We start from the raw sequence: 22,748 nt of genomic DNA, 5'->3' as shown, positions 1-22,748 counted from the left end.
AGCGGATCTTTCCATATTCTATTCCGAAACCAGTCCTAATTCCTGTTCTTGGTATTACTGTCTGAACAGAGGTGCTGAGGATGACCGCACCGGAACTCCCCGGACTGTCGCAGGTCGTGTGTCGCGGCGACCTACGACTGCGCACCGACGCTGGCCTGCGCCGCATCAATCCAACGCTATTCGACAAGGAGTTGCTTACGGCGGTCGACGCCGCAGCAGCAGACCGCAGACCGATCGCACTGGTCCTGCCACTGCCGGCAGCCGACACGCCGATAGTGCTGGGCGCCGCCTCACTATCAGCGGAGATCGTCCGTAGTTGGAGCGTTGCCGTCTCCGCAACGGTCGTCTCTGCCAGGCTTTCTCAGCGAACCCTCTACGACCGGTTGTATGTCCGCGACTCTTCTCTGGTATCAGTGATCCCACGGGCTCGAATCACCGCTGACGGCGATATCGTTCCCGTGGGAGAACCTTATCCGGGATCCGGCGGGGGCCGAATGATCCTCACCGGGGATCCTCAGCGCGTTCCCGACTTCGGTGGCAGCCTGGTTATCGACGGTACTGGCGGCCGACCTATTGATCTCAGTCGATTGCTGCGCTCCCGGCCAGAGCTGGTGTACATCACCGACAACCCATTCGACGAGGCACTGGCCAAGGTGCGCGATGCGGGTGGCGTGGTGTGGGCATTCGACCCGCCAACTATGGCCCGGCTCGCGACCAGTCTGCCCGGTCAAACCCACGACGGCAAGCACGCGGTCGCTGCATCTCCAGAGCTATTGGCTGCTGCCGGCACTGCCAACCGGCAGGTACTGGTTCCGGCGTGCGACGCCCCACTGGACGAGGCCATGCGCGTTGCCTGGAATGCCCTGAGGTCGCTCACCGCGGAAGACAACGAGAATGTGGCCACCGCAGCTGCGCTGGGCTGGGCCTGGAGTACGTTCCACAGCTTCGCCCTGTCAGCAACCAGCCCGGACCAGCACGACCGGCACGTGCCTCGCAGTCCGTACATGACACGGCTGGCCGACTCCCCGGCACATGCCCGAGCCATTGCGCGGAACCGCACCGGCGCTACTCGCAAGGCGTGGCTGGCACTCACCGACTCCTTCGATCACTTGCTGTGCAGCGCCGCCGATGCACCGAAATTGCCACTGGTACAGCGATGGCTTGTCGATCTGACTGAGACGGACTGCAGTGGCCTGCTTGTCACCCGCAACCGGGCCGCAACGCAAGCGCTCGTCGACGCCCTGGAGGAGCACACCGGCACACCGTTCCGCTGGCACACCCGGGTACGCGTCGTCAGCCTGCGGGAGGTGCTGTACGGCAGGGTAACCAACCTGCCTGTCGACTCAATGCTTCTAACCGGGCCGGTGCCCAGATCGTTCGCGAGCATGGTTGCTGCACCTGGGGCCAGGCAGGTCGTCATCGCCACAGCTGGTGTCTGGGAGGCCAGTCGCGCCGCTCGGCAGGCGCGGCAAACACTGCAAGCGCTCACCGCGCTGCGTCAGGAGACCACTGCGATCAGCGCGCCGAAATTGCGAGTACCCCTTGACAAACACGTCGATGCTCCGGAGCAAGTACTCATCTGGCGCGACCAATCACCGGTAGAGCCTGCTATCGAAGACGGCTCACCGTGGGAGCCATTCACTTTCGATATCCAGACCATGCTCACGCAGGCTCGTGGCTGGGCAACTGACAACGCCGACCTAATCCCTCCGGGCCGCGACACTGACGTCGGCCCCGATGAGCAGGTTAGTGCCTTGCACATCATATTCACCGGCAACTGTGGCCTACTGCTCGCACCTAATGATCCCGTCTACCGCAGTATCGGCACCGAGACCCGCAGGGTGGCGGCGAAGGCATTGGTTCCTGGTGATGTCGTTGCACTGGTCGACACCACCGCACGGCGAGACCTGTTCAACTCGGTCATCAACGTGCTCGCCAGCATCAACCCCGAGTACCACCTGCTAACCTTCTTTGAGAAGTTGTGGCACATCCGCGTCGACGCAGCCCGGGACCTAGGTCTGACCTACCAAGAGGTCCTCTCCCGAATGCAGTCCGGCCTCAACCCAACCCAGCTGACCACCGAACAGACGATTCGGAACTGGTTCAAGCACAACACCGTCCCACTGCGTGCAGCCGACGTCCACCGCTTCGCCGTCGCTGTTGGCGACTCCGAACTCGCGCACAATTCCAGCGCTATAGGCGATGCCTTCACCTACCTGCGCACCATTCATCAGGCCGTCGGCCGCTGGCTGTCCGCACAAATCAACGGCGTCCGCCTGAAAACCAACGACGCGCTTGTTGACCCTCAGCTCCGAGTGCACGTTGCCGATCTGCTCGATGCTGTGACCCTGCACCAGGTCGCCGACGTGGCGGGAGACCTCGTCATGGCACCAGCTGCGACGCTCGGAGTTCTCTCCAGCTCCGAGACAATCGTGGCAATCCTGGCAGAGGCCGACGGACGTTCCGCCACCACGATGCCATCCAGTAACACCAAAACCACACCGAGCTTGCGGTCTTGAATTTGTTGACAGATCGCCACCTGCACCGAGTTGACCGCACTGCGTAATTGGCCACCGCTACACCCAGAAGGAATTCCGCCCATGTCGCCCATGCACACCACATCCTCCACTAACACCAAGCCCACACCAGCACAAGTCCGCGATTCACTGCTGGAACAATTGCAAAACCGTACTCTCCGGGTAGCCGCTGGCGAGGACATTCAACCCTTCACCAGACTGCAGAACAATCAGCAGGCGAAACTCTGGCTGGGCCAGCTAGCCAGCGAGCCACAGCTATCCGCCGACCGGAGTCGCAACCTCGGCGGTGATCGACTGGTTCCCGCCGCCGAGGGCTTTTCGTTTCTTGTGCGTGGCAGCTCCGCAGTCCCCCTCGAAGCTGAACTGGCCTTCGCGGTATACGTGCCGCTGCACCCAACGGTCGGGGAACAGCAGACGTTCACGAATGCTGCACCGGTTAGCAAGGCCTCCTCGATCCGCACGACCAGAGGCAGCTGCAGTCAGCTGGGGCGCCAGTTGGCCACGGTGTGGCTCAAGGTCCCAGTCGGACCCGTGCGCCTGCGGGCGACCGTCAGTCCGGATATCGCCAGCTATCGCTTCGGCGCCATGGAGATCGCCACCGCGATCGACTCCGCTGTCCGTGCCGCCACAGGAACCCAGCTGTACCGGGCCCGCCGAGGCTACGGCAGGTTGCCTCGCGACGATGACTTCGTCGACGCCGCATCCTGGGATGCCTACGCCAGCTCCAACCTTCTTCCGGCTGACCACGCCATTGCGCCGACCCTGTCAGCGGCAATTGATGTCGACGTCACCGGCACCGAGCGCGGCCGGGACCTGATGGTCACCGTGGTCAACACTTCCCCTGCTGACGCAGCTCAATTCGCGGACCACAAGGGGCAGGTCCGATTCGACCGCAACCACCTGGACACCCGTCTGTACGAAGTCCGACTGACCATCACCGCTCGCGCGCCACTGGACGTTTACACCCTGGAGCAGGTTGTCCGTTCTCACCGCTATGACCGCACGGTCGAGGCGTTCGGGCAGGCCTGCCCCGTACAGGTAATGCCTGGTCCTGGCCCCGGCGAAACGACCTTGCGCACCAGCTACGGCGCGGTGTCAACCACTGGCCGGGCGCACCCGGGAGGGGGTGGAGCGGACACCTCCTTCACAGCCTTCATCGACGCCCCAGTCGCGGCGGCAACTGCTTTGCTTGACAAGCATGCCGCCTGGGTCGACAAAAACTGGTCGCAGCAGGCTCTCAACGATCGTCAGGCCACGCTCGGCTGGTCGCCTGAAGCCCGCAGGGCCGCGGAACTAGAGGCGAAGGCCGCCCACAACGAAGTGCAGTGGCTACGCAACGGACTCGCTGTACTCGCCACCAATGGGCAGCTGCGGCGAGCGTTCGTACTGATGAACCAAGCCATGCAGCAGCTGTCTGCGGACAAGGGATTCACCGACTGGTTCCCTTTCCAGATCGCCTGGATTATCGGCTGCCTGCCCGCGGTCGCTGATCCAGAGATCGACCCTGCCGTACAAATCCTCACTGTGCCACCCGGGGGCGGCAAGACAGAGGGCTTCACAGCCGTCGCAATTGTCCATCTCTTCTATGCCCGGATCTGCGGGGATCGGCACGGTGTCACCGTCTGGGCCCGTTTCCCGCTACGACTACTGGCGGCCCAGCAGACCGAGCGTTTCGCCGTCGCGGTCTTCGTCGCCGAGCTGATCCGTCGCGACACGGAAGACCTGCGCGAAGGCGACCCCTTCGGCATCGGCTACTTCGTCGGCAGCACCACCACCCCTAATCGCTACTGGCCGCCGAACACTCCATGGGCGAGGGGCATCGACCCGACGAATCCAGCTGAGGCGGCCCGATGCCGTGTTCTCGAGCACTGCCCCGTCTGCGACCCGCGTGGTACCGGAACGAGGCTCAGGGTTGCTTTCAACGAGGACAGCTGGACCATGCAGCACCGGTGCACCAACCGCTCATGCCGGATGTACGGTCCGCTCCCGCTATGGGTGGTTGATGACGACATCTACCGGCACGCGCCCTCAGTACTCGTCGGCACGGTGGACAAACTGGCCCAGGTTGCCCATAGCAACTCCTTTAAGATCATCTTTGGTCAGGCAGTCTCCCGCTGTGCCAAACACGGCTGGACAGTCAACCCCGCTCGCTGCAGCGTCCACGACTGCACCGAGCCCAGGGTCCCCGTCTCTAACGGTTTCGGGCATCTACGTTGCGAAATCACCGATGAGTTGCACCTGCTGGACGAGAGCCTGGGGGCACTCGACGGAATGTACGAGACCGTCGTTCAGCACATCGGTGAAGACCTGGAGAATCGTCCCCTTCATATCCTCGCAGCCACCGGCACGATTGAGGGCTACGACAATCAGGTCCAGCACCTGTACCAGCGACCCGCGCGACGTTTCCCCGAGCCGGGCCCTGGAAGTGAGCAGAACTTCTTCTCCAGCGTCCACCACGACGATCCACTGCGCCGCTACTTGGGTATCTGCCCGCGGGGCACCACGATGGTCACCGCCGGAGCGGACGTCACCCGTATCCACAACGAATGGCTACGCGACGCGCTCGCGGACCCGGCGGCGGCAGCCAGAGCAGCCGGTCTGCAGGCCGACGACCCGGAAGTAGTAGAGGTGGTCAGGCGCGCGGTCGCCGAGGACTACGAGGTATTGCTGGGCTACTGCCTGCGCAATGAAGACATGGCGGCCTACATCACCGATGACCGGGTCGGCGACCTGCTGGTCAGCGCGGAGAGCCAGGCGGTCATCTCAGGCAGCCAGGACATCGCGGCTATCCGGGAGGCAGTGTCCCGGCTGAACAACCCGCCGCCTGACCCGGCGCGACGGACCCGCCTGGTCGCTGCCACGAAGGCCATTGGGCACGGCTTCGACTCCCCCCGGCTAGGAATCATGGTGCTCATGGGCACCCCCATCCAAGCTGCCGAGATCATCCAGGCGACCGCCCGCGTCGGCCGCACCCATCCCGGACTCGTGGTGCACGTGTTCAATCCATCCCGAGATCGAGACACGTCAGTGTTCCGCTGGTATGCCAAGTGGGTCAGCTACCTCGACCGGCTGGTTAGTAAGGTGCCGGTCAACCGGGAGTCCCTGCCAGTACTGCAGCGTGCACTTCCTGGTGCGCTGATGGCCCGGCTTCTGCAGGTCCACGACCGGCTGTGGATGGCCTCTGGACGTACCCGCCCGTCCCTCGCAAACGCTGACCAGGTCCGCGATGCAGTCACGGCGGGGTTTCTCGACCGCAGCCGGCTGATCGCTGAGCTACAGGCAGGCCTGGGACTGCAGCCGGGCAATCCGTATCACGAACGGCATCGGGACACGGTCGAGGAATTCGTCGACAGCACCCTCATCCGCCTGCAGGTCAGCACGGGCGGAGTACGTCGGACCGCCGATCTGCTCCACCCACCAGTGCCGCGCTCGCTGCGGGATATCGAAGCGCCCATCACCATTATCGGGAACGTGTGAGGACCGCTGTCATGTCAACTGATGAACTCAACCGCTCGACCACCCAGGTGCTGTGGAGCCACCTACCGCAGCAGCCTTACCAATGGGGGCACCACAAGGTCACGGTCCTGGGCCACGCACCGGCCCATCCGAACCCGCTGAACGTTCCCGAGGAGTGGGTGGCACCGCAGCTGCGCCGCCTTATTCGTCCCTTCACCAGGCCGCGCAGCGTGGGTAGCGAGCCGGGCTTCACTCAGCTCGACATTGTCAACCGCGGCATGTACGAACTCGTCACTGTCGACGGCGTCTCCGCCGAACGGTTCCCCAACACCTTCCATTGCCGCGAATGCGACCATTTCGATGTCACCCACCCCGGAGACCCTGTTCCGCGCTGCCCCAGGGGTTGCGGGCAGCTGCTGCAGTTTCAGTGGGTCGAGATGCATAACTGTGGATTGCTACGGGAACTGGCCCCGCCGAGATGCGCACGTGACTGCCGGGCACCTATGCAGCTGCGAAACACCACCCAGTTCCAGGTTGCGCAGTGGTTCTGGAGCTGTTCACGATGCGGCCGACGCTCCGAAACCAGACTGCAGCGATTCTGCTCGCAATGCAGGAATGGCTGGGCACGGGTGGACCGAGTCGCGCAAACCTCAGCGCACTACCCACAACACCTGACAGTGCTCAACCCGCCGGACCGAACCACATACGGCACGTTGGCCACCACCGATGTCCGCGCCGCCGCAGTGGGCCAACTCATCGGCGTGGTCAAGCCCGGCCTGGCCGCGCTGAGCGAGGCTGCCAGCACCAGTGTCGCCGCCGGCGAACCTGAAGCCCGGGTGAAGGCGGTCGCTGCCGCGCTCAACATCAGTATGGACAACCCGCTTTTTGAGCAGCTGGTGGCGCACCAACGGCAGCAGACGGAGGCAGCCGGCGGGTGGCGCGAGGCCGTGGACGAGCTTGAATTGGACGAAGACCGGCTCGAGGCTGCCGGTGACGAAGCTCTGGCACTAGCCCGCGCCCGCGTGGCCGAACCGGTCACCATCACAGACCTGATCAAGTTCTCCCCTACGCCGGATCTAATGCCTACCTATCGCCGCTACCAGGAACTGTTGGAGAAATACCAGCTAGCCGAAGTTACCCTGCTTCAGAAACTACCGGTCGCACACATCGTCGCCGGTTTTACCCGGCTGTCGCCCACCCACGAGCAGTCGACGCGACGTGGACCTGTTCCAACCACCTTCAACTTCTTCCACAACGGCCGTTCGGACAAGTTCCCGATGTACGGGCGGAAAGCCACTACTGAGGCGCTGCTAGTCCGCATCGACCCGCGGGCGGTCATCTCATGGTTAGCGGATTCGGGCGTTTCAGAAGACCCGCACGTCGGTGACACACAAGCCGCATATGCCTGGTTGTTGCGGAACCTCCCACCAGTATCCGACATCTTCAACCCGCCGGAGGCTCCGCAGACGGCGGCGGTCCTGGGGCTCGTTCACTCGATGTCACACCGGTTCATGAAGGCGCTGGCCGTCCGCTGTGGCCTGCACATCGACTCTCTGTCCGAGTACCTGTTCCCGTCGGCAGCGGCGTTCCTGATTTACGCCAACTCTCGCAACGAATTCACCTTGGGAGGCATCGAACATGTGTTCCGTTATGACCTAGACGCCGCCCTCACCGAACTCGACGCTGACCCTCGCTGTGTATTCGATCCGCCATGTCGCCGATCATTCGGCGGTGCGTGTGCGACTTGTCTGTACACCAGCGAGGTGGCCTGCGAGCGGTTCAACACAGAGCTGGATCGCAACAAGCTGTTCGGCACGCTGCCACCGCCGGCTGGTGCCACACCGGTACCGCCTGCAGGACCGGCGTGGCGGGCCTTCTGGAAGCCTTGACCATGCACCGCTGTTCTGTCTCACGCTCAGGCTGGCGACAACCTTTCAGGCCGTTCGGGTTGGCTAGTTTGCTGCTGGCGCTCGCCGCCGAGCCACAGCTGACGACCGCCCTATCCGGCCGGCACCTGCTCTCCTACGCCAAGCAGCCCAAAGTTGTGGCGCAAGGTCAGGTCCCGCTGATCTTGGCGCCGACCGCCGCCAACGCCGTGGTCACCGGCTGGAAGAACGTCACCCCGCCGGACCGGCAATCCCCGCTACCCCCCGAAGTCAGCCCAACAGCACTCCCATCCTGCGTGAACAACGACCCCCCACTGTCCCCAGGCTCCGCGCACACCGTCGTCTGGATGAGGCCCGTGACCGTGCCCTCCGGATAGTTCACCGTCGCGCCCAGCGCGGTCACCCGGCCGTTGCGGAGGCCGGTGGTGCTGCCCATGCGGAAGACGCGTTGGTTGACGGTGGCCGCGGCGGCTCGGCGGATCTGCACGATGCGGCCGCCGCCGGTGTCGACTGTGCTGGGGGCGCGGGTGTTGGGGTTGTCGTAGGTCAGGAGGGCGAAGTCGCCTGTGCCGGGGAATCTGGATTGGCGGGCGGTGGCGACTGGGGTTCCGCCTTGGGTGAGGGACCAGCGGCGGGCTGCTGTTACGCAGTGGCCTGCGGTGAGGATGGCGGGGGCGCCGGTGTTGGTGGTGACGTTGAAGCCCAGGGAGCAGCGGGAGTTGCCGCTGAAGATGGGGTCGCCGCCTTCGGCGAGGAGGGTGAATTTGCCGGGGGCTCGTTGGACTCGGACCTTGTCAGTGCCGATGGAGCCGACGGTGGACATCAGGGTGTTCCACTTGTCGCCCTTGACGGTGCTGTCGGCGGTGACCATTACCTGGCCGGTCTGGGGGTCTTCGGCCCACGCCGTGCCGGGGATGGATGCCTTGCTGCGCAAGGTTTCCGTGGGGGAGGCGGTGGGGTCCGCTTCGGTGGCGGTGTTGGCTGCGTTGGCCTGGGGCAGGGCGATGACCACTGCCGCAGCCAGGGTGATGGTGGCGGCGGTTACCACGATCTTGGGGCGGTTGAGCCTCTTGTGTCGAGCGGGCATTCGACGACCTCCTGCACCGGGGTGATTCCGACTTGTGCAGGAGTACGGGTCTAGCGGGTTGGGGAGTTCACCTCAATTGGTGACGCGACGCCTGGGCGTCCAGGCCGGCCGGGTGGTGGCCGGCCTGGACGGGGCGGATCAGACCAGGTCGAAGCGGTCCAGCTGCATGACCTTGTCCCAGGCGGCGATGAAGTCCTTGACGAACTTCTCCTGGGCGTCATCGCTGGCGTAGACCTCGGCGACGGCGCGCAGCTCGGAGTTCGAGCCGAACACCAGGTCGACGCGGCTGCCGGTCCACTTGACCTCGCCGGTGACGCGGTCGCGGCCCTCGAAGGTCTCCGCGTCGGCGTTGGCCGGCTTCCACTCGGTGTCCATGTCGAGCAGGTTCACGAAGAAGTCGTTGGTCAGCGACTCCACCGCGGCGGTGAGCACACCCAGCGTGGACTGCTGGTGGTTCGCACCCAGCACGCGCAGGCCGCCCACCAGGACGGTCAGCTCGGGGGCGCTCAGGGTGAGCAGGTTCGCCCGGTCGATGAGCAGGTACTCGGCGGGCAGGCGGTGGCCCTTGCCGCGGTAGTTGCGGAAGCCGTCCGCGGTCGGCTCCAGCGCGGCGAAGGACTCGACGTCCGTGGCCTCCTGGGTGGCGTCGGCGCGGCCGGGGGTGAACGGCACCTGGACGTCGTGGCCGGCGTTCTTCGCCGCCTGCTCGACCGCGGCGGCACCGCCGAGGACGATCAGGTCGGCGAGGGAGACCTGCTTGCCGCCGGTCTGGGCGCTGTTGAAGCTCTCCTGGATGCCTTCCAGCGTGCGCAGCACGGTGGCCAGCGTGTCCGGACCGTTGACCTCCCAGCCCCGCTGCGGCTCCAGGCGGATGCGGGCGCCGTTGGCCCCGCCCCGCTTGTCACTGCCGCGGAAGGTGGACGCCGAGGCCCACGCGGTGGAGACGAGCTGGGCGACCGACAGGCCGGAGTCGAGGACCTTGGCCTTGAGCGCGGCCACGTCCTCGGCGTTGATCAGCTCGTGCGTCACCTCGGGGATGACGTCCTGCCACAGCAGCTTCTCCTGCGGCACCAGCGGGCCGAGGTAGCGCTGCAGCGGGCCCATGTCGCGGTGGGTCAGCTTGAACCAGGCGCGGGCGAAGGCGTCCGCGAACTCCTCCGGGTTCTCCAGGAACCGGCGCGAGATCGGCTCGTAGATCGGGTCGAAGCGCAGCGACAGGTCGGTGGTCAGCATGGTCGGCGGGCGGGTGAGCGAGCCGTCCTCGGGGTCGGGCACGGTGTTCGCGCCGCCGCCGTCCTTGGGCTGCCACTGGTGGGCGCCTGCCGGGCTCTTGGTCAGCTCCCACTCGTAACCGAAGAGGTTCTGGAAGAAACCGTTGCCCCACTTGGTCGGCGTGGCCGTCCAGGTGACCTCGAGGCCGCTGGTGATGGTGTCCCGGCCCTTGCCGGAGCCGAAGCTGTTGCGCCAGCCGAGGCCCTGCTCCTCCAGCGGCGCGCCCTCGGGCTCGGCCCCGACGTACTTGTCCGGGTCGGCCGCGCCGTGCGCCTTGCCGAAGGTGTGGCCGCCGGCGATCAGCGCGACGGTCTCCTCGTCGTTCATCGCCATCCGGCCGAAGGTGTCGCGGATGTCGCGGGCCGCGGCCAGCGGGTCCGGGTTCCCGTTGGGGCCCTCGGGGTTGACGTAGATCAGGCCCATCTGGACCGCGGCCAGCGGGTTCTCCAGGTCACGGTCACCGGAGTAGCGCTCGTCGCCGCCGAGCCAGGTGCGCTCCGGGCCCCAGTACACGTCCTGGTCCGGCTCCCACACGTCCGCGCGGCCGCCGGCGAAGCCGAAGGTGGTGAAGCCCATGGTCTCCAGGGCGCGGTTGCCCGTGAAGATCATCAGGTCTGCCCAGGAGACCTTGCGGCCGTACTTCTTCTTCACCGGCCACAGCAGGCGGCGCGCCTTGTCCAGGTTTCCGTTGTCCGGCCAGCTGTTCAGCGGCGCGAAGCGCTGCATGCCGGCGCCTGCGCCACCACGGCCGTCGTGGGTGCGGTAGGTGCCCGCGCTGTGCCAGGCCATCCGGATCATGAACGGCCCGTAGTGGCCGAAGTCCGCGGGCCACCAGTCCTTGGACGTGGTCAGCACCTCGTCGACATCGCGCGCCAGCGCGTCCAGGTCGACGGTCTGGAACTCCGCGGCGTAGTCGAAGTCCCCGTCCATCGGGTTGGCGACCTCGGAGTGCTTGCGCAGGATGGCCAGGTTCAGCTGGTTCGGCCACCAGTCACGGTTGCTGCCGCCCTCGGTCGGGTGGCCCAAGCGCCCCGCCGAGACCGGGCACCCGCCCGCGGTTTCCTCATTCATGTCTCCAACAACGGCGTCAGGGCTGTCAGCCACGGGAATCCTTCCAAGATCAAAGGGTTGCTCAGGAACTGGTTGTGGTGGAGCAGCCGGGGCACAGGCCCCAGTAGATGACCTCGGCCTCGTCGATGACGAACCCGTGGTCGTTGGAGGCGGTCAGGCAGGGCGCGGCGCCGATGGCGCAGTCGACATCGGCGATGGCTCCGCAAGACCGGCACACAACGTGGTGGTGGTTGTCCCCGACCCTGGCCTCGTAGCGGGCCACCGAACCCGGCGGCTCGATCCGCCGCAGCAGACCCGCCCCGGTCAGCGCCCGCAGCACGTCGTAGACCGCCTGGTGTGACACGGCTCCGAGATCCGTGCGCACGACGCCGAGGATGGAATCGGTGTCGGCGTGCGGGTTCGTGTGCACCGCGGCGAGCACCGCCAGCCGCGGCCGGGTCACCCGCAGGGCAGCCCCACGCAACATGCGCTCGAAGTCCGAGGTGGTGGGCACAGGCGGCAGTCTGGCCCATTTTCTGGAATGAATCAAGTTGGCGATCGGCGGGTCGAACAGCGCCGCGACGGCATCCGTCCGCCGCCCGCGGCCTCGGCCACGGTGCGGCGGACGGATGCCGTCGCGAGAAGGGTGGTCAGCGCAGCGCGTCGGCGGCCAGGCCCCCCACGTAGTCCTGTCCCAGCGCGTTCGGGTGCACCGGCACCGACAGCGAGGTCGGGATCAAACCCTCGACCCACTTCGTCCCCGGCAGCTGACACACGTCGTGCCCGGTCACCAGGCCAGGGTTGACGAAGGTGGCGCCCGCGGTCTTCGCCCAGCCGCCGATGCTGGTGTTGAGGTGGGACTGGACCTGGTCGAGGTAGGTCACGTCGCCTGCGGCGATGGGGACGAGCGGCCAGCAGCCCTTGCCGGGCGGGAGGATGCGGAGGTAGCCGACCACGGCGATGCGGGCCTTGGGGGACTTGGCCTTGATGCCGGTCAGGACCTTGGTGATCTTGGGGCCCAGTTCGGCGATGCGGCGCTGGATCTGGTCGCCGTCCTTGGTGAAGTGCTTCTTGCAGGGGGTGCCGCCGGGGTCGGTGATGCTGAGGGTGGCGCAGGTCAGGACGATCTCGGCGAAGCCGATGTCGTTGCCGCCGATGGTGAGGGTGACCAGGTCGGTGTCGGGGGTCAGGGCGTCGAACTGGGGTGGGTTGACGCCAAGGGGGACCTGTTGGGGTGACGTCATGTCTGGGGTGGTGGCGGCGCCGCAGGTGCGGTCTACGAAGGTTTTCGGCTTGAGGCGGGCGGCCAGCTGGGCTGGGTAGTTGTCCTTGGAGCGGGCGCAGCCAACCGGGTCGAGGTGGATGTTGGTCAGGGTGCCGACGGAGGCGAAGGAGTCGCCCAGCGCCACGTAGCGCCCGACGCCCGCCGGTGCGGCGGCGGCGATGGCGGACGCGGCGGGCAGGGCCATCGTCGCGGCCAGGCCGGCCGCGAGCAGGAGGCGGCCGGGAGCACGAACACCTGAAGCCATGGGGGACCTTCCCTACTCACGAGTAGCAAGATGGGGCGAGCGTGGCCGGTGACGCCGATCACAGTCAAGAGCGGGCGAATTAAATACGTAGCCGCACTGGAGAGGTGGGCGTCACAGATAGCGGACCGGTGGTCCGTTGATATGAGACCGGCGGGCTGTTAACTTGGGGGAGGTAACAGACCGGCGGAACTTTAGGAGTTGCGATGTACCAGGTGCCTGATCAGAGTGGGCGGCGGATCGTGGTGACCGGGGCGAACAGCGGGACCGGCAAGGAGGCCACGGCGCGGCTGGCGGCGGCCGGGGCGCGGGTGGTCATGGCGGTGCGGACGCCGGCCAAGGGTGAGGCGGCCAGGGCGGAGATCCTGGCGCGGGTGCCCTCGGCGCGGCTGGAGGTCCGGCGGGTCGATCTGGCCGACCTGGGCAGTGTGCGGGCGTTCGCGCGGGAGCTGCTCGAGCAGGGCGAGCCGGTGCACACGCTGGTCAACAACGCCGGGGTGATGGCCCCGCCCAGCCGGATGACCACCGCGGACGGGTTCGAGCTGCAGTTCGGCAGCAACTTCCTCGGGCCGTTCGTGCTGACGAACCTGTTGCTGCCGTTGCTGTTGCGCGCCGACTCACCCCGGGTGGCGACCATGTCCAGCGGCACCGCGAACTTCGGTCGCATCCACTTCGACGACCTGCAGTTCGCCGGGCGATACCGCCCGAACCTCTCCTACGCGCAGTCCAAACTGGCCAACCTGCTGATGGCCAGGCACCTGGCCGCGGTGGCCACCGAACGCGGCTGGGACCTGCTCAGCACCAGCGCGCACCCCGGCTACACCAGGACGAACCTGCAGCGCAGCGGTCCCAATCTGGGGCGGGCCCGGCAGCGCACGTTGTTCCGCGGCGACTTCACCCTGCTGCCCTCCCAGGGCGTCACCCAGGGCACCGAGCCGTTGCTGTTCGCGGCGGCGGATCCGGCGGCGGAGCAGGGCGCGTACTACGGGCCTCGGCACCTTGGGCTGGTCGGGCCGACGATCAAGGCCGGGTTGCCGCGCAGTACCCGCGGGGTGGATCTGGCTGCCTCGCTGTGGTCGGTGGCGGAGCGGCTGGGTGGGGCCTCGCTGCCGGGGTGAGGCGGGCTAGGCGCAGCGGTCGCGGAGCTGATCCAGGGCGGCGCGGGCGGTGGTCAGGCCGGGACGGTCCCTGGCGGCACGCAGGTCGGCCAGCCGGGCCAGGGACTCGATCACCACGGACAGCGGCGGGCCGCTGGCGGTGAGGTCCTCCTGGCGGCTGGGCGGGGCGTGCTGGGCCGGGACCTCCAGGAACGGTTTGACCAGGCGGTGGTGGTGGAAGGCGTAGGCGGCCGCGTGCGCGCGGCAGACCTCGAGGAAGAGTTCCGCGTTGGCGCGGAGCTGGGGTGGCATGGGCTCGGCTGACTCGCGGAGGAAGGCGGTCAGCAGGGGTTCGGTGGTCATCGCGGCACGCAGCGGCGGCTGGTCCTCCGGCGGCAGGTACGGGGCCTTCTCGCTGAGCACGCGCTGGTAGAACGGGTCCTCCTGGCGGCACAGGCCCAGCAGCAGGTCGATCTCGTTGACCGCGGCGAAGTCGCCCGCGTTGGCGCCGCGGTACTCGATGCCGTTGACCCGGTAGGACTTGAAGTACGGCCGGATGTTGAGGAAGAACCGGTCCACGTCCAGTTCCTTGGCCAGGCTTTGGTTGAACCGCAACACATCCAGCAGCGCGGTACGGGCGTCCTCGAGCAGGTAGCCGGCCAGCGGGTTGCCCACGCCCAGGGTGGGGATGCGGCGCAGCGCGGTGGCGGCGCGTTGGTAGGCCAGCACGGCCAGGCCGTTGTACTCGATGAAGATCCGCTCGTCGGGCAGCGTGGTGAAGGTGCGGTAGCCCTCGCGGCCGGCCAGGTTGTACAGCGACTGGTGCGCGAAGACGTAGCGCGGTGCGACGCCGAGGGCCAGGCCGATCCGGTTGGCCACGGCGTAGGCCGGGGTCAGCTCGGCGGGGCTGCCGACCTCGTGCCTGCGGCAGGCGCCCAGGTAGAAGCCGACCAGACCGAGCAGGTCGTAGCTGGTGACCGGGTCCAGCTCGGCGATCAGCGCCGCGCCCTGGGTCACGATCGTGTGTTTGACTCGGTCGATCTCGGGGTCACCCAGCAGGATCTCGGTGTGGGCGGCGAAGTAGCGCTGTTCCAGTTCGGTGTTGAGGTCGGCGAACCGCGTGCGGATCCAGTGGTCGAGGCGATCCGCGGCAGTGCTCACGATCGCGTTGGTACCAGAGTGGAGAGGGCGCCGCGATGAAGTTTCTGACCACCGTTGAGCTTGGCGGCAAGAACGCGACCGGACTGCGGGTGCCGGTCGAGGTGGTGGAGGTGCTCGACGCGGGCAAGCGGCCCGCCGTGAAGGTCACCATCGGCAAGCACAGCTACCGCAGCACGGTCGCGGTGATGGGCGGGGAGTACTGGTTGCCGCTGAGCGCGGAGAACCGCACCGCGGCCGGCGTGGCGGCGGGTGACCGGATCGAGGTGACGGTGGCCCTGGACACCGCGCCGCGCACGGTGGAGGTGCCTGCGGACCTGGCCGCCGCGCTGGCCGCCGAACCCGCCGCCGCGGAGTTCTTCCGGAGCCTGTCCTACAGCAACCAGCGCTGGCACACGCTCAACATCGACGGCGCGAAGACCGCGGACACCAGGGCCCGGCGGGTCGCGAAGTCGGTCGAGCTGCTCAAGGAGGGCAAGGCGCGCTAGCGACACGGGTCGCGACGGCGCGAGCCTCCGGGCGCCGCTTGACAGGGTTTAAGACGACCGGTCATATTGACCGCATGAGCACTGATGCCAAGACCACCTACCGCGCCGTCGAGGCGACCGGCTCCCGGCAGTTCACGCTGGTCGAGCGGGAGATCAGGGAGCCCGCCCCCGGCGAGGTCCGGCTGCGCGCGCTGACCTGCGGTGTCTGCCACACCGACGCGATCGCGGCCGAGGGGCTGCGCGAGGACCCGAGCCAGCCGATCGTGCCTGGGCACGAGGTCGTCGGGGTGGTCGAGGCCCTCGGCGCCGGGGTGCGCGGCTGGCAGGTCGGCGAGCGGGTGGGCGTGGGCTTCCTCGGCGGGCACTGCGGCGCCTGCGACCCCTGCCGCCGGGGCGACTTCGTGAACTGCGCGGACCAGCCGCGCACCGGCACCAGCGTGGACGGCGGGTACGCCGAGGTCGTCTACGCGCGGGCGTCCGGGCTGGTCCGGATCCCCGAGGAGCTGTCGGCGGTGGAGGCCGCGCCGCTGCTGTGCGCGGGGCTGACCACCTACAGCGCGCTGGCCGGGCTGGACGCGCGGCCCGGGGCGCTGGTGGCGGTGCAGGGCATCGGCGGACTCGGGCACCTGGGACTCCAGTACGCCCGCGCGCTCGGCTACCGGGTGGCCGCGATCGCCAGGGGCACGGACAAGGCGGAACTGGCGGCCAGGCTGGGCGCGGAGCACTACATCGACAGCCGGACCGAGAACCCGGGCGAGGCGCTGCAGCGACTCGGCGGCGCGGCCGCGATCCTGGCCACCGCGGCCAGCGGGGCCTCGATGTCCCCGCTGGTCACCGGGCTGGCGCCGCGGGGCGTGCTGCTGGTGCTCGGCGCGGCGGGTGACCCGATCACGGTGAACACCACCGACCTGATCTTCGGCACCCGGTCCATCACCGGCTGCCTGACCGGCTCCTCGATCGAGAACGAGGACAACCTGGCCTTCAGCGTGCGCGGCGGGATCCGGGCGATGAACGAGGTGCTGCCGCTGAGCGAGGCGCCCAAGGCCTACGAGCACATGCTCTCCGGCAACGCCCGCTTCCGCGTGGTGCTCGACCTGACCGCGTAGCTCAGCCCGCGGCGAGCAGGTCGTCGAAGACGGTCGTGAAGAAGTCGTCGAAGGCCTGCCCGGACCGCACCACCTTGGTCCGCAACACCGTGCCCTGCCAGGCGTTGAGCACGAACCGGGCCACCCGGTCCGGGTCCAGCCCTGCGGGTGCGGTGCCACCGGCCTGCGCCTGTCGCACCAGTTCGGCGATCGCCCCGGACCAGGCGGTCAGGTCGGTGTCCACCTCGGCCCGGATCGCCACGCTGTGATCGGCCTGCTCCGAGCCCATGTTGCCGATCAGGCAGCCGCGGGTGAACTCGTTGCCCACCATGACATCCCGCATGATCCCGAACCGCGCCCGCAGCCGCTGCAACGGCGGTGCCGAGGGATCGGGGTCCCGGCTCCACTCCGGGTTGGCCGCGTAGCGCCCGATCACCTCCACGCCCAGCTCCTCCTTGCTCCGGAAGTGGTTGTAGAAGGAGCCCTTGGGCACGCCGGCGGCGCGGGTGATGGCGTCCACGGAGCAGGCGGAATAACCGCTGCGGTGGAACTCGACGAGGGCCGTCTCGACGATGACCTCACGGACGCTTGGACGTGGCATGAGTTAAATATGACCAGTCGTCTTGAGGGTGTCAAGGCTGGTCGGAGCGGTGCCCGAGGCTGACCGAATGACCGATCCGGCGGCCTGATCTTCGGCTCATCAGCCGAGGCCGGGCCGCCGGTGGCCCGGCAGGGTTGACCTCATTCACTGGGAGGAGCACGTGACATGGGGACCGGGCGGCGGGTCAATCTGGGGCGGGTGGCGGCCTTTGTCGCGGGGCTGGCGGTGGTGGGCTATCTGATCGCGCCCCTGCTGCTGGCCGGGAATTCGGCCTCGGAGGCCGCGGCGGCGGAAGTGCGGCCGCTGGTGGGCGGGCAGGTGTCCGAGGTCAGGGTGGAGGGGCTGCCGGGGGTGGACTCCCAGGGAAGCTGGTTCGAGCTGGTCGAGGCGACCGGGGTGGACGGGATGGGGAACTCGGTCCGGGTGGTGGCCCGGCAGGTGGATCCAGGGCAGCACCGGGCCGAGGACGTGTCCTGGTTCGTCTCACTGCCCGCGGTGACCGGGTTGCGGGCGGTGGAGGGCGCGCGGCTCAGCGGCGAGGTGGACGGGGTCCGGGTGGACCTCGTGCTGGGGGCCCGGCTCGAGGGCAACCAGGTGGTGGTCGTGGCGGAGAGCGCGAGTGTGGCCGGGGATCCGGTGGCCATCGACGCGTTGCCCCCTGGCGCGCGAGCGGCGGCGGCACCGCGGCGCGCGCAGTTGCCGGCGGGCGTCTCGGGGCTCGCGGTGCGGGGGCTGGACATGGACGGGGAACGGCCCCGGGTCGAACTGGGGGCCGCGGGCGTGGCGACCGGGGTGCGCTGAGGCGCTACTGGCAGGTGTTGCGGGAGTCCGGTTTCAGGAACTCCGCGGCCACCCAGCGGTCGTCGGCGAGCTTGCGGAAGCCGTCCTTGGTCTCGCCGTGGCCGCCGGTCTGGGCGTCCTTGCGCAGCCTGGCCACCACCTTGTGCGCGGTGCCGGGGCCGGAGCGGACGTTGAGCAGGTCGGCCTGCACGTGGAACTCGCAGCGGGGCTTGCCGTCGGCCGGGGCCTCCCCCGGCTTGTCACCCTGGGCGCTGCCGCCGAAGGACAACACGAACAACCCCGCGGCTGCGGCGCCCACCAACAGCACCGGACGGATCATGAACACGGCGGCCTCCTCGACGCTCACGGGCCTGTACCCGGTATAGCGGGCTGGCCCTGAGCTGCGAAGAGGGCGGCGGGCAAGTGCACTCGGGTGGCCGGACCGGCCACCCGAACGTGCTTGCGGCGGCAACGAACCGTGAGCGGAAAAAGCCCGAGGGCCGTCTTCCGGCGCGGGAAGACGGCCCTCGGAACCTGTGGTGCCCGGACTCAGCCGGCCATCTTCTTCTGCAGGTTCTCATCCAGGGTGCCGAGGAAGTCCTCGGTGGTCAGCCACTCCTGGTCCTTGCTGATCAGCAGCGCCAGGTCCTTGGTCATCTTGCCGCTCTCGACGGTGTTGATGATGACCTGCTCCAGGGCCTCGGCGAAGCCGGTCACCTCGGGGGTGCCGTCCAGCTTGCCGCGGTGCTTCAGGCCACCGGTCCACGCGTAGATCGAGGCGATCGGGTTGGTGGAGGTCGGCTTGCCCGCCTGGTGCTGGCGGAAGTGCCGGGTGACGGTGCCGTGCGCGGCCTCGGCCTCGACGGTCTTGCCGTCCGGGGTCATCAGCACGGAGGTCATCAGGCCCAGCGAGCCGAAGCCCTGCGCCACGGTGTCGGACTGCACGTCACCGTCGTAGTTCTTGCACGCCCAGACGTAGCCGCCCTCCCACTTCATGGCCGCGGCGACCATGTCGTCGATGAGGCGGTGCTCGTAGGTCAGGCCCTTGGCGTCGAACTCGGCCTTGAACTCGGCCTGGAAGATCTCCTCGAACACGTCCTTGAACATGCCGTCGTAGGCCTTGAGGATCGTGTTCTTGGTCGACATGTAGACCGGGTAGTTGCGCAGCAGCCCGTAGGACAGCGAGGCGCGGGCGAAGTCCTCGATGGACTTGCGGAAGTTGTACATCCCCATGGCGACGCCGCCGCCCTCGGGGAACTGCGCCACCTCGATCTCCACCGGCGCGGAGCCGTCGGCCGGGGTGTAGGTGATGGTGACGGTGCCGGGGCCGGGGACCTTGAAGTCGCTGGCCTTGTACTGGTCACCGTGCGCGTGCCGACCGATGATGATCGGCTTGGTCCAGGTGGGCACCAGGCGCGGGATGTTGGAGATGATGATCGGCTCGCGGAAGACCACGCCGCCGAGGATGTTGCGGATGGTCCCGTTCGGGCTCCGCCACATCTTCTTCAGGCCGAACTCCTCGACGCGCGCCTCGTCGGGGGTGATGGTCGCGCACTTGACGCCGACGCCGTGCTTCTTGATGGCGTTGGCCGAGTCGATCGTCACCTGGTCGTCGGTGGCGTCCCGGTACTCGATGCCGAGGTCGTAGTACTCGAGGTTGACATCGAGATACGGGTGGATCAGCTTGTCCTTGATGAACTGCCAGATGATGCGGGTCATCTCGTCGCCGTCGAGCTCGACGACGGTCCCGTGAACCTTGATCTTGCCCATGCGGCGGGCTCTCCTCTCGCGACAATGCAAGCAAGACAAGCGTACTGGTAGCGGCGGGTAGTCGCTTTCGGCCCTCGGGAAAAGGGAACACCGTCACACTCGCTGTCGGTGCCGACCGATAGGTTTTCCTCGCTGAACCGGGTGAATCTGCGGGGGGAATCATGTCGACAGGGCCGACGCACGCGATCAGTGGCACCGCCGCCTGGGGGGCGGTGGTGGTCGGCTTCGGCGCCTACGACCTGGGGCACTTCACCCCGCAGACCGTGGTGGTGGGGGCCATCATGGCCTCCGGCGCGGCCCTGCTGCCCGATCTTGACCACCCCGGCTCCACGGTGTCGCGCACCTTCGGCCCGATCAGCAAGGCCGCGTCCAAGGCGATCAACACGGTCAGTCACGCGGTGTATCGGGGAACCAGGACCAAGCGGGACTCCAACCGGGACGGCGGCCACCGCGGCCTGACCCACACCGTGGTCTTCGCGCTGCTGGCCGGGATCGGCACCACCGCGGTGGTGCAGGCGACCAACCGGTGGGCGCTGCCGATCCTGCTGTTCTTCTTCTGCGGCCTGGCCGTGCGCGGGCTGATGCACAAGTGGTGCCCGAAGCGGGACGCCTGGGCGATCAGCGGCACCTCGGCGCTGCTGACCATCCTGTGCTGGTCCTGGGCGCAGAACGGGCCGGAACAGGCCCCGGCGCTGGGCATCGCGGTGATCACCGGCTGCGTCGCGCACTACCTCGGGGACGCGATCACCGAGCAGGGCTGCCCGATGCTGTGGCCGGTGCCGATCATGGGCAGGCTGTGGTTCCCGGTGGCCCCGCCGAAGCTGCTGCGGATGAAGACCGGCGGCAAGGTCGAGCTGAGCCTGATCCTGCCGGTGCTGACCTTCGCCGCGGTGTGGCTGTCCGCGGCCGCGTTGCAGCGGGCCGGGGCGGTGCCCTGGCTGGAGTGGGACCTGCTGCCCGGCGGCTGGTCCTCGCTGCCGCCGGTGGCCGCGGGCTAGGTCCTAACCCGGCAGCTCGGCCACCAGTTCGTCCACCTCGCGCTCGTACAGCGCGCCTGCCGTGATGCCCATCGGGCCGAACTGCCCGGTCACCTCCAGGCTGACCAGGCCGTGCAGGCGGCTCCACGCGGTGAGCGCCCAGTGCAGTTCGGCCGGGCTGCGACCGCCGTGCCCGGCGCGGGCAGCCCAGGCGGCCAGCTCGTCCTGGAGCTGACCGGGCAGGTCAGGGCCGGGTTTGCGTTCGGTGTCGTCGAAGACGGTGAGCAGCACGGTCATCGCCCGGTTCGCGGCCGCGATGGTGTCCGCTGGGGCCTGGTAGCCGGGCACCGGGGTGCCGAAGAGCAGCAGGTACCGGTGCGGTTGCGCGAGCGCCCAGCCGCGGAAGGCGGCGGCGTAGGCGCGGGCCCGCTGCCCGGCCGCGCCGGTGGTCGCCTCGGTCACCGTGTCGGCCAGGTCGTGGTAAGCGTCCGAGATCAGCGCGGTGAGCAGGGCGTCCCGGCTGGCGAAGTAGCGGTAGAGCGCCGGGCCGGTCACGCCCATGCGTTTGGCGATCGCGTTCACCGACACCCCGGTCGCACCCGCCTCGGCCACCTGGGCCAGCGCGTGCTCCTTCACCTCGGCGATGGTCTGCTCGCGGAACCGCTCACGCCGGTCGTTCACCCGTGTCCTCCCGCCCTCTTGACAGGGTGAATGTAACAGACTCAAACTCATGTAAGAAGTTGTTACATGAGTAAGAGCCTATTAGGGGTCAGCGTGGGCGGCGGGGTGGGCGGGCTGAGGGTGGAGCCGAACCGCACTGGCTGAAGTTCTCGGTTTGGTGCGAGGTGCAAAGCTGGACGCACGGGTGGCCGAACTGCTGCCGATGGACCGGGCCGGTGAGGCGCTGACCGAACTCACCGCGGGCGGTGTCACCGGCAAGATCGTGCTCACCCCCTGACTGGGAGGAGTGCCCTGGTGACTCGGGTACGCGAGATCGTGGTTGCGGCCAAGGGCGGACCGGTTGAGGTGCGGGAACGCACCGCGCACCACCCGGAGGCAGGCACCGCGCTGATCGAGGTGGAGGCCAGCGGGGTGGCCTTCGCGGACGTGCACATGCTGCACGGCACCTACCCCGCCCAACCCAAGTTCCCGTTCACCCCCGGCTACGACCTGGTCGGCAAGGTGCGCGCGATCGGCGACGGCGTCTCCCAGCACCTGGCAGGCACCAGGGTGGCCGCGCTGACCGTCACCGGCGGCTGGCGGAGTTTCGCCGAGGTGCCTGCCGCGAAGCTGGTGCCGGTGCCCGAGGGCATCGACAGCCCGACCGCGGTGGCCGCGGTGCTCAACGGGATCACCGCCTTCCAGATGGCCGCCAGGGCCAAACTCGCTTCCGGGCAGACCGTGCTGGCGCACGGGGCCAGCGGCGGGGTGGGCACGCTGCTGGTGCAGCTCGCGCTGAACGCGGGCGCGCGGGTGCTGGGCACCGCCTCGGCGGCCAAGCACGAGGCCGTGCGCGAGCTGGGCGCCGAACCCATCGACTACCGCGGCGACGTGCCGGCGCGGGTGCGCGAGCTGGCGCCCGACGGGGTGGACGCGATCTTCGACCACCTGGGCGCCGCGAGCTACGCGCAGAGCTGGAACCTGTTGGCGCGCAAGGGAATCGTCATCGGCTACGGCTCGGCCAGCACCTACGACAAGCCCGGCAACCGGTTCCTGCCGTACCTGCCGCTGGTCGGCCGGATCCTCGGCTACAAGGTGCGCGGGCTGCTCGGTGCGAGCAACGGGCGGCGGGCCGACTTCTACGGCATCCGGCCGGGTCCAGGCGCGAACGCGGCGCTGGCCGAGGTGTTCGAGCTGGTCCGGAGTGGACAGTTGGAGGTGCCGATCGCCGAGCGGCTGCCGCTGGTGGAGGCCGCCGCCGCACTGACCAGGATGACCGGCTCCCGCGGGGTCGGGAAGATCGTGCTCATCCCCTAAT

The 22,748-nt window shown here is 68.1% G+C and carries 18 protein-coding genes; 9 read left to right on the top strand and 9 right to left on the bottom strand.

Annotation, left to right across the window (positions count from 1 at the left end; translation table 11 throughout):
• Positions 1 to 80 precede the first annotated feature (80 nt).
• The 3 genes from HNR67_RS09000 (at position 81) to HNR67_RS08990 (ending at position 7,882) form a co-directional block, all read left to right on the top strand.
• Positions 81 to 2,519, top strand: a complete 2,439-nt coding sequence (locus HNR67_RS09000; RefSeq protein ID WP_185001609.1) for a DISARM anti-phage system protein DrmE domain-containing protein — start codon at positions 81 to 83, stop codon at positions 2,517 to 2,519.
• Positions 2,520 to 2,600: 81 nt separating this feature from the next.
• On the top strand, positions 2,601 to 6,014 hold the full coding sequence (locus HNR67_RS08995; protein WP_185001608.1) for a P-loop NTPase family protein: 3,414 nt from the start codon (positions 2,601 to 2,603) through the stop codon (positions 6,012 to 6,014).
• Between the two features lie 11 nt (positions 6,015 to 6,025).
• A complete protein-coding gene (locus HNR67_RS08990) occupies positions 6,026 to 7,882 on the top strand; it encodes a hypothetical protein (protein WP_185001607.1) in 1,857 nt (618 codons plus the stop codon).
• A gap of 166 nt (positions 7,883 to 8,048) precedes the next feature.
• Here the strand turns inward: HNR67_RS08990 and HNR67_RS08985 are convergent, their stop codons facing one another.
• The 4 genes from HNR67_RS08985 to HNR67_RS08970 form a co-directional block, all read right to left on the bottom strand.
• Positions 8,049 to 8,966 carry a S1 family peptidase gene (locus HNR67_RS08985; protein WP_185001606.1) on the bottom strand — a complete coding sequence of 306 codons (918 nt, stop codon included), beginning with the start codon at positions 8,964 to 8,966 and terminating at the stop codon, positions 8,049 to 8,051.
• Between the two features lie 138 nt (positions 8,967 to 9,104).
• Positions 9,105 to 11,342, bottom strand: coding sequence for a catalase/peroxidase HPI (gene katG, locus HNR67_RS08980; protein WP_312986825.1), 2,238 nt, complete (start codon positions 11,340 to 11,342; stop codon positions 9,105 to 9,107).
• A gap of 28 nt (positions 11,343 to 11,370) precedes the next feature.
• The gene (locus tag HNR67_RS08975; protein WP_185001604.1) at positions 11,371 to 11,802 is read right to left on the bottom strand and encodes a Fur family transcriptional regulator; all 432 of its coding nucleotides are present in this window, start codon (positions 11,800 to 11,802) and stop codon (positions 11,371 to 11,373) included.
• Between the two features lie 136 nt (positions 11,803 to 11,938).
• Entirely contained in the window at positions 11,939 to 12,817 is an 879-nt protein-coding gene (locus HNR67_RS08970) for an SGNH/GDSL hydrolase family protein (protein ID WP_246492481.1), read from the bottom strand.
• A 203-nt stretch (positions 12,818 to 13,020) separates the two neighbouring features.
• Here HNR67_RS08970 and HNR67_RS08965 point away from each other — a divergent pair, with 203 nt between their 5' ends.
• The gene (locus HNR67_RS08965; RefSeq protein ID WP_185001603.1) at positions 13,021 to 13,932 is read left to right on the top strand and encodes an SDR family oxidoreductase; all 912 of its coding nucleotides are present in this window, start codon (positions 13,021 to 13,023) and stop codon (positions 13,930 to 13,932) included.
• A gap of 6 nt (positions 13,933 to 13,938) precedes the next feature.
• On the opposite strand, the gene HNR67_RS08960 is transcribed toward HNR67_RS08965, so the two are convergent.
• Entirely contained in the window at positions 13,939 to 15,072 is a 1,134-nt protein-coding gene (locus HNR67_RS08960) for a monodechloroaminopyrrolnitrin synthase PrnB family protein (protein WP_221489818.1), read from the bottom strand.
• Positions 15,073 to 15,107: 35 nt separating this feature from the next.
• Here HNR67_RS08960 and HNR67_RS08955 point away from each other — a divergent pair, with 35 nt between their 5' ends.
• Together HNR67_RS08955 and HNR67_RS08950 are read left to right on the top strand one after the other, a co-directional pair.
• Entirely contained in the window at positions 15,108 to 15,557 is a 450-nt protein-coding gene (locus HNR67_RS08955; RefSeq protein WP_185001602.1) for a YdeI/OmpD-associated family protein, read from the top strand.
• A gap of 74 nt (positions 15,558 to 15,631) precedes the next feature.
• Entirely contained in the window at positions 15,632 to 16,663 is a 1,032-nt protein-coding gene (locus HNR67_RS08950; RefSeq protein WP_185001601.1) for an alcohol dehydrogenase catalytic domain-containing protein, read from the top strand.
• 1 nt (position 16,664) lies between these two features.
• Here the strand turns inward: HNR67_RS08950 and HNR67_RS08945 are convergent, their stop codons facing one another.
• Positions 16,665 to 17,243, bottom strand: coding sequence for a TetR/AcrR family transcriptional regulator (locus tag HNR67_RS08945; RefSeq protein ID WP_185001600.1), 579 nt, complete (start codon positions 17,241 to 17,243; stop codon positions 16,665 to 16,667).
• A 165-nt stretch (positions 17,244 to 17,408) separates the two neighbouring features.
• Between HNR67_RS08945 and HNR67_RS08940 the strand changes: the two genes are divergently transcribed.
• Positions 17,409 to 18,044, top strand: a complete 636-nt coding sequence (locus tag HNR67_RS08940) for a hypothetical protein (protein ID WP_185001599.1) — start codon at positions 17,409 to 17,411, stop codon at positions 18,042 to 18,044.
• Positions 18,045 to 18,048: 4 nt separating this feature from the next.
• Here HNR67_RS08940 and HNR67_RS08935 read toward each other — a convergent pair whose 3' ends face one another.
• Together HNR67_RS08935 and HNR67_RS08930 are read right to left on the bottom strand one after the other, a co-directional pair.
• A complete protein-coding gene (locus tag HNR67_RS08935; RefSeq protein WP_185001598.1) occupies positions 18,049 to 18,390 on the bottom strand; it encodes an SH3 domain-containing protein in 342 nt (113 codons plus the stop codon).
• Positions 18,391 to 18,572: 182 nt separating this feature from the next.
• Positions 18,573 to 19,793 carry an NADP-dependent isocitrate dehydrogenase gene (locus HNR67_RS08930; protein ID WP_185001597.1) on the bottom strand — a complete coding sequence of 407 codons (1,221 nt, stop codon included), beginning with the start codon at positions 19,791 to 19,793 and terminating at the stop codon, positions 18,573 to 18,575.
• Positions 19,794 to 19,954: 161 nt separating this feature from the next.
• Between HNR67_RS08930 and HNR67_RS08925 the strand changes: the two genes are divergently transcribed.
• Positions 19,955 to 20,791 carry a metal-dependent hydrolase gene (locus tag HNR67_RS08925; RefSeq protein ID WP_185001596.1) on the top strand — a complete coding sequence of 279 codons (837 nt, stop codon included), beginning with the start codon at positions 19,955 to 19,957 and terminating at the stop codon, positions 20,789 to 20,791.
• 3 nt (positions 20,792 to 20,794) lie between these two features.
• Here the strand turns inward: HNR67_RS08925 and HNR67_RS08920 are convergent, their stop codons facing one another.
• The gene (locus HNR67_RS08920; protein ID WP_312986819.1) at positions 20,795 to 21,451 is read right to left on the bottom strand and encodes a TetR/AcrR family transcriptional regulator; all 657 of its coding nucleotides are present in this window, start codon (positions 21,449 to 21,451) and stop codon (positions 20,795 to 20,797) included.
• A gap of 294 nt (positions 21,452 to 21,745) precedes the next feature.
• On the opposite strand from HNR67_RS08920, the gene HNR67_RS08915 reads away from it, so the two are divergent.
• Entirely contained in the window at positions 21,746 to 22,747 is a 1,002-nt protein-coding gene (locus HNR67_RS08915; protein WP_312986818.1) for a zinc-binding dehydrogenase, read from the top strand.
• Position 22,748: the final 1 nt, after the last annotated feature.

Origin of the sequence: Crossiella cryophila (genome assembly GCF_014204915.1) — a bacterium.
In the GTDB taxonomy this organism is placed as follows: domain Bacteria; phylum Actinomycetota; class Actinomycetes; order Mycobacteriales; family Pseudonocardiaceae; genus Crossiella; species Crossiella cryophila.
The sequence above is the reverse complement of the archived record's forward strand: the minus strand, read 5'-3'. Positions and strand labels throughout refer to the sequence as shown.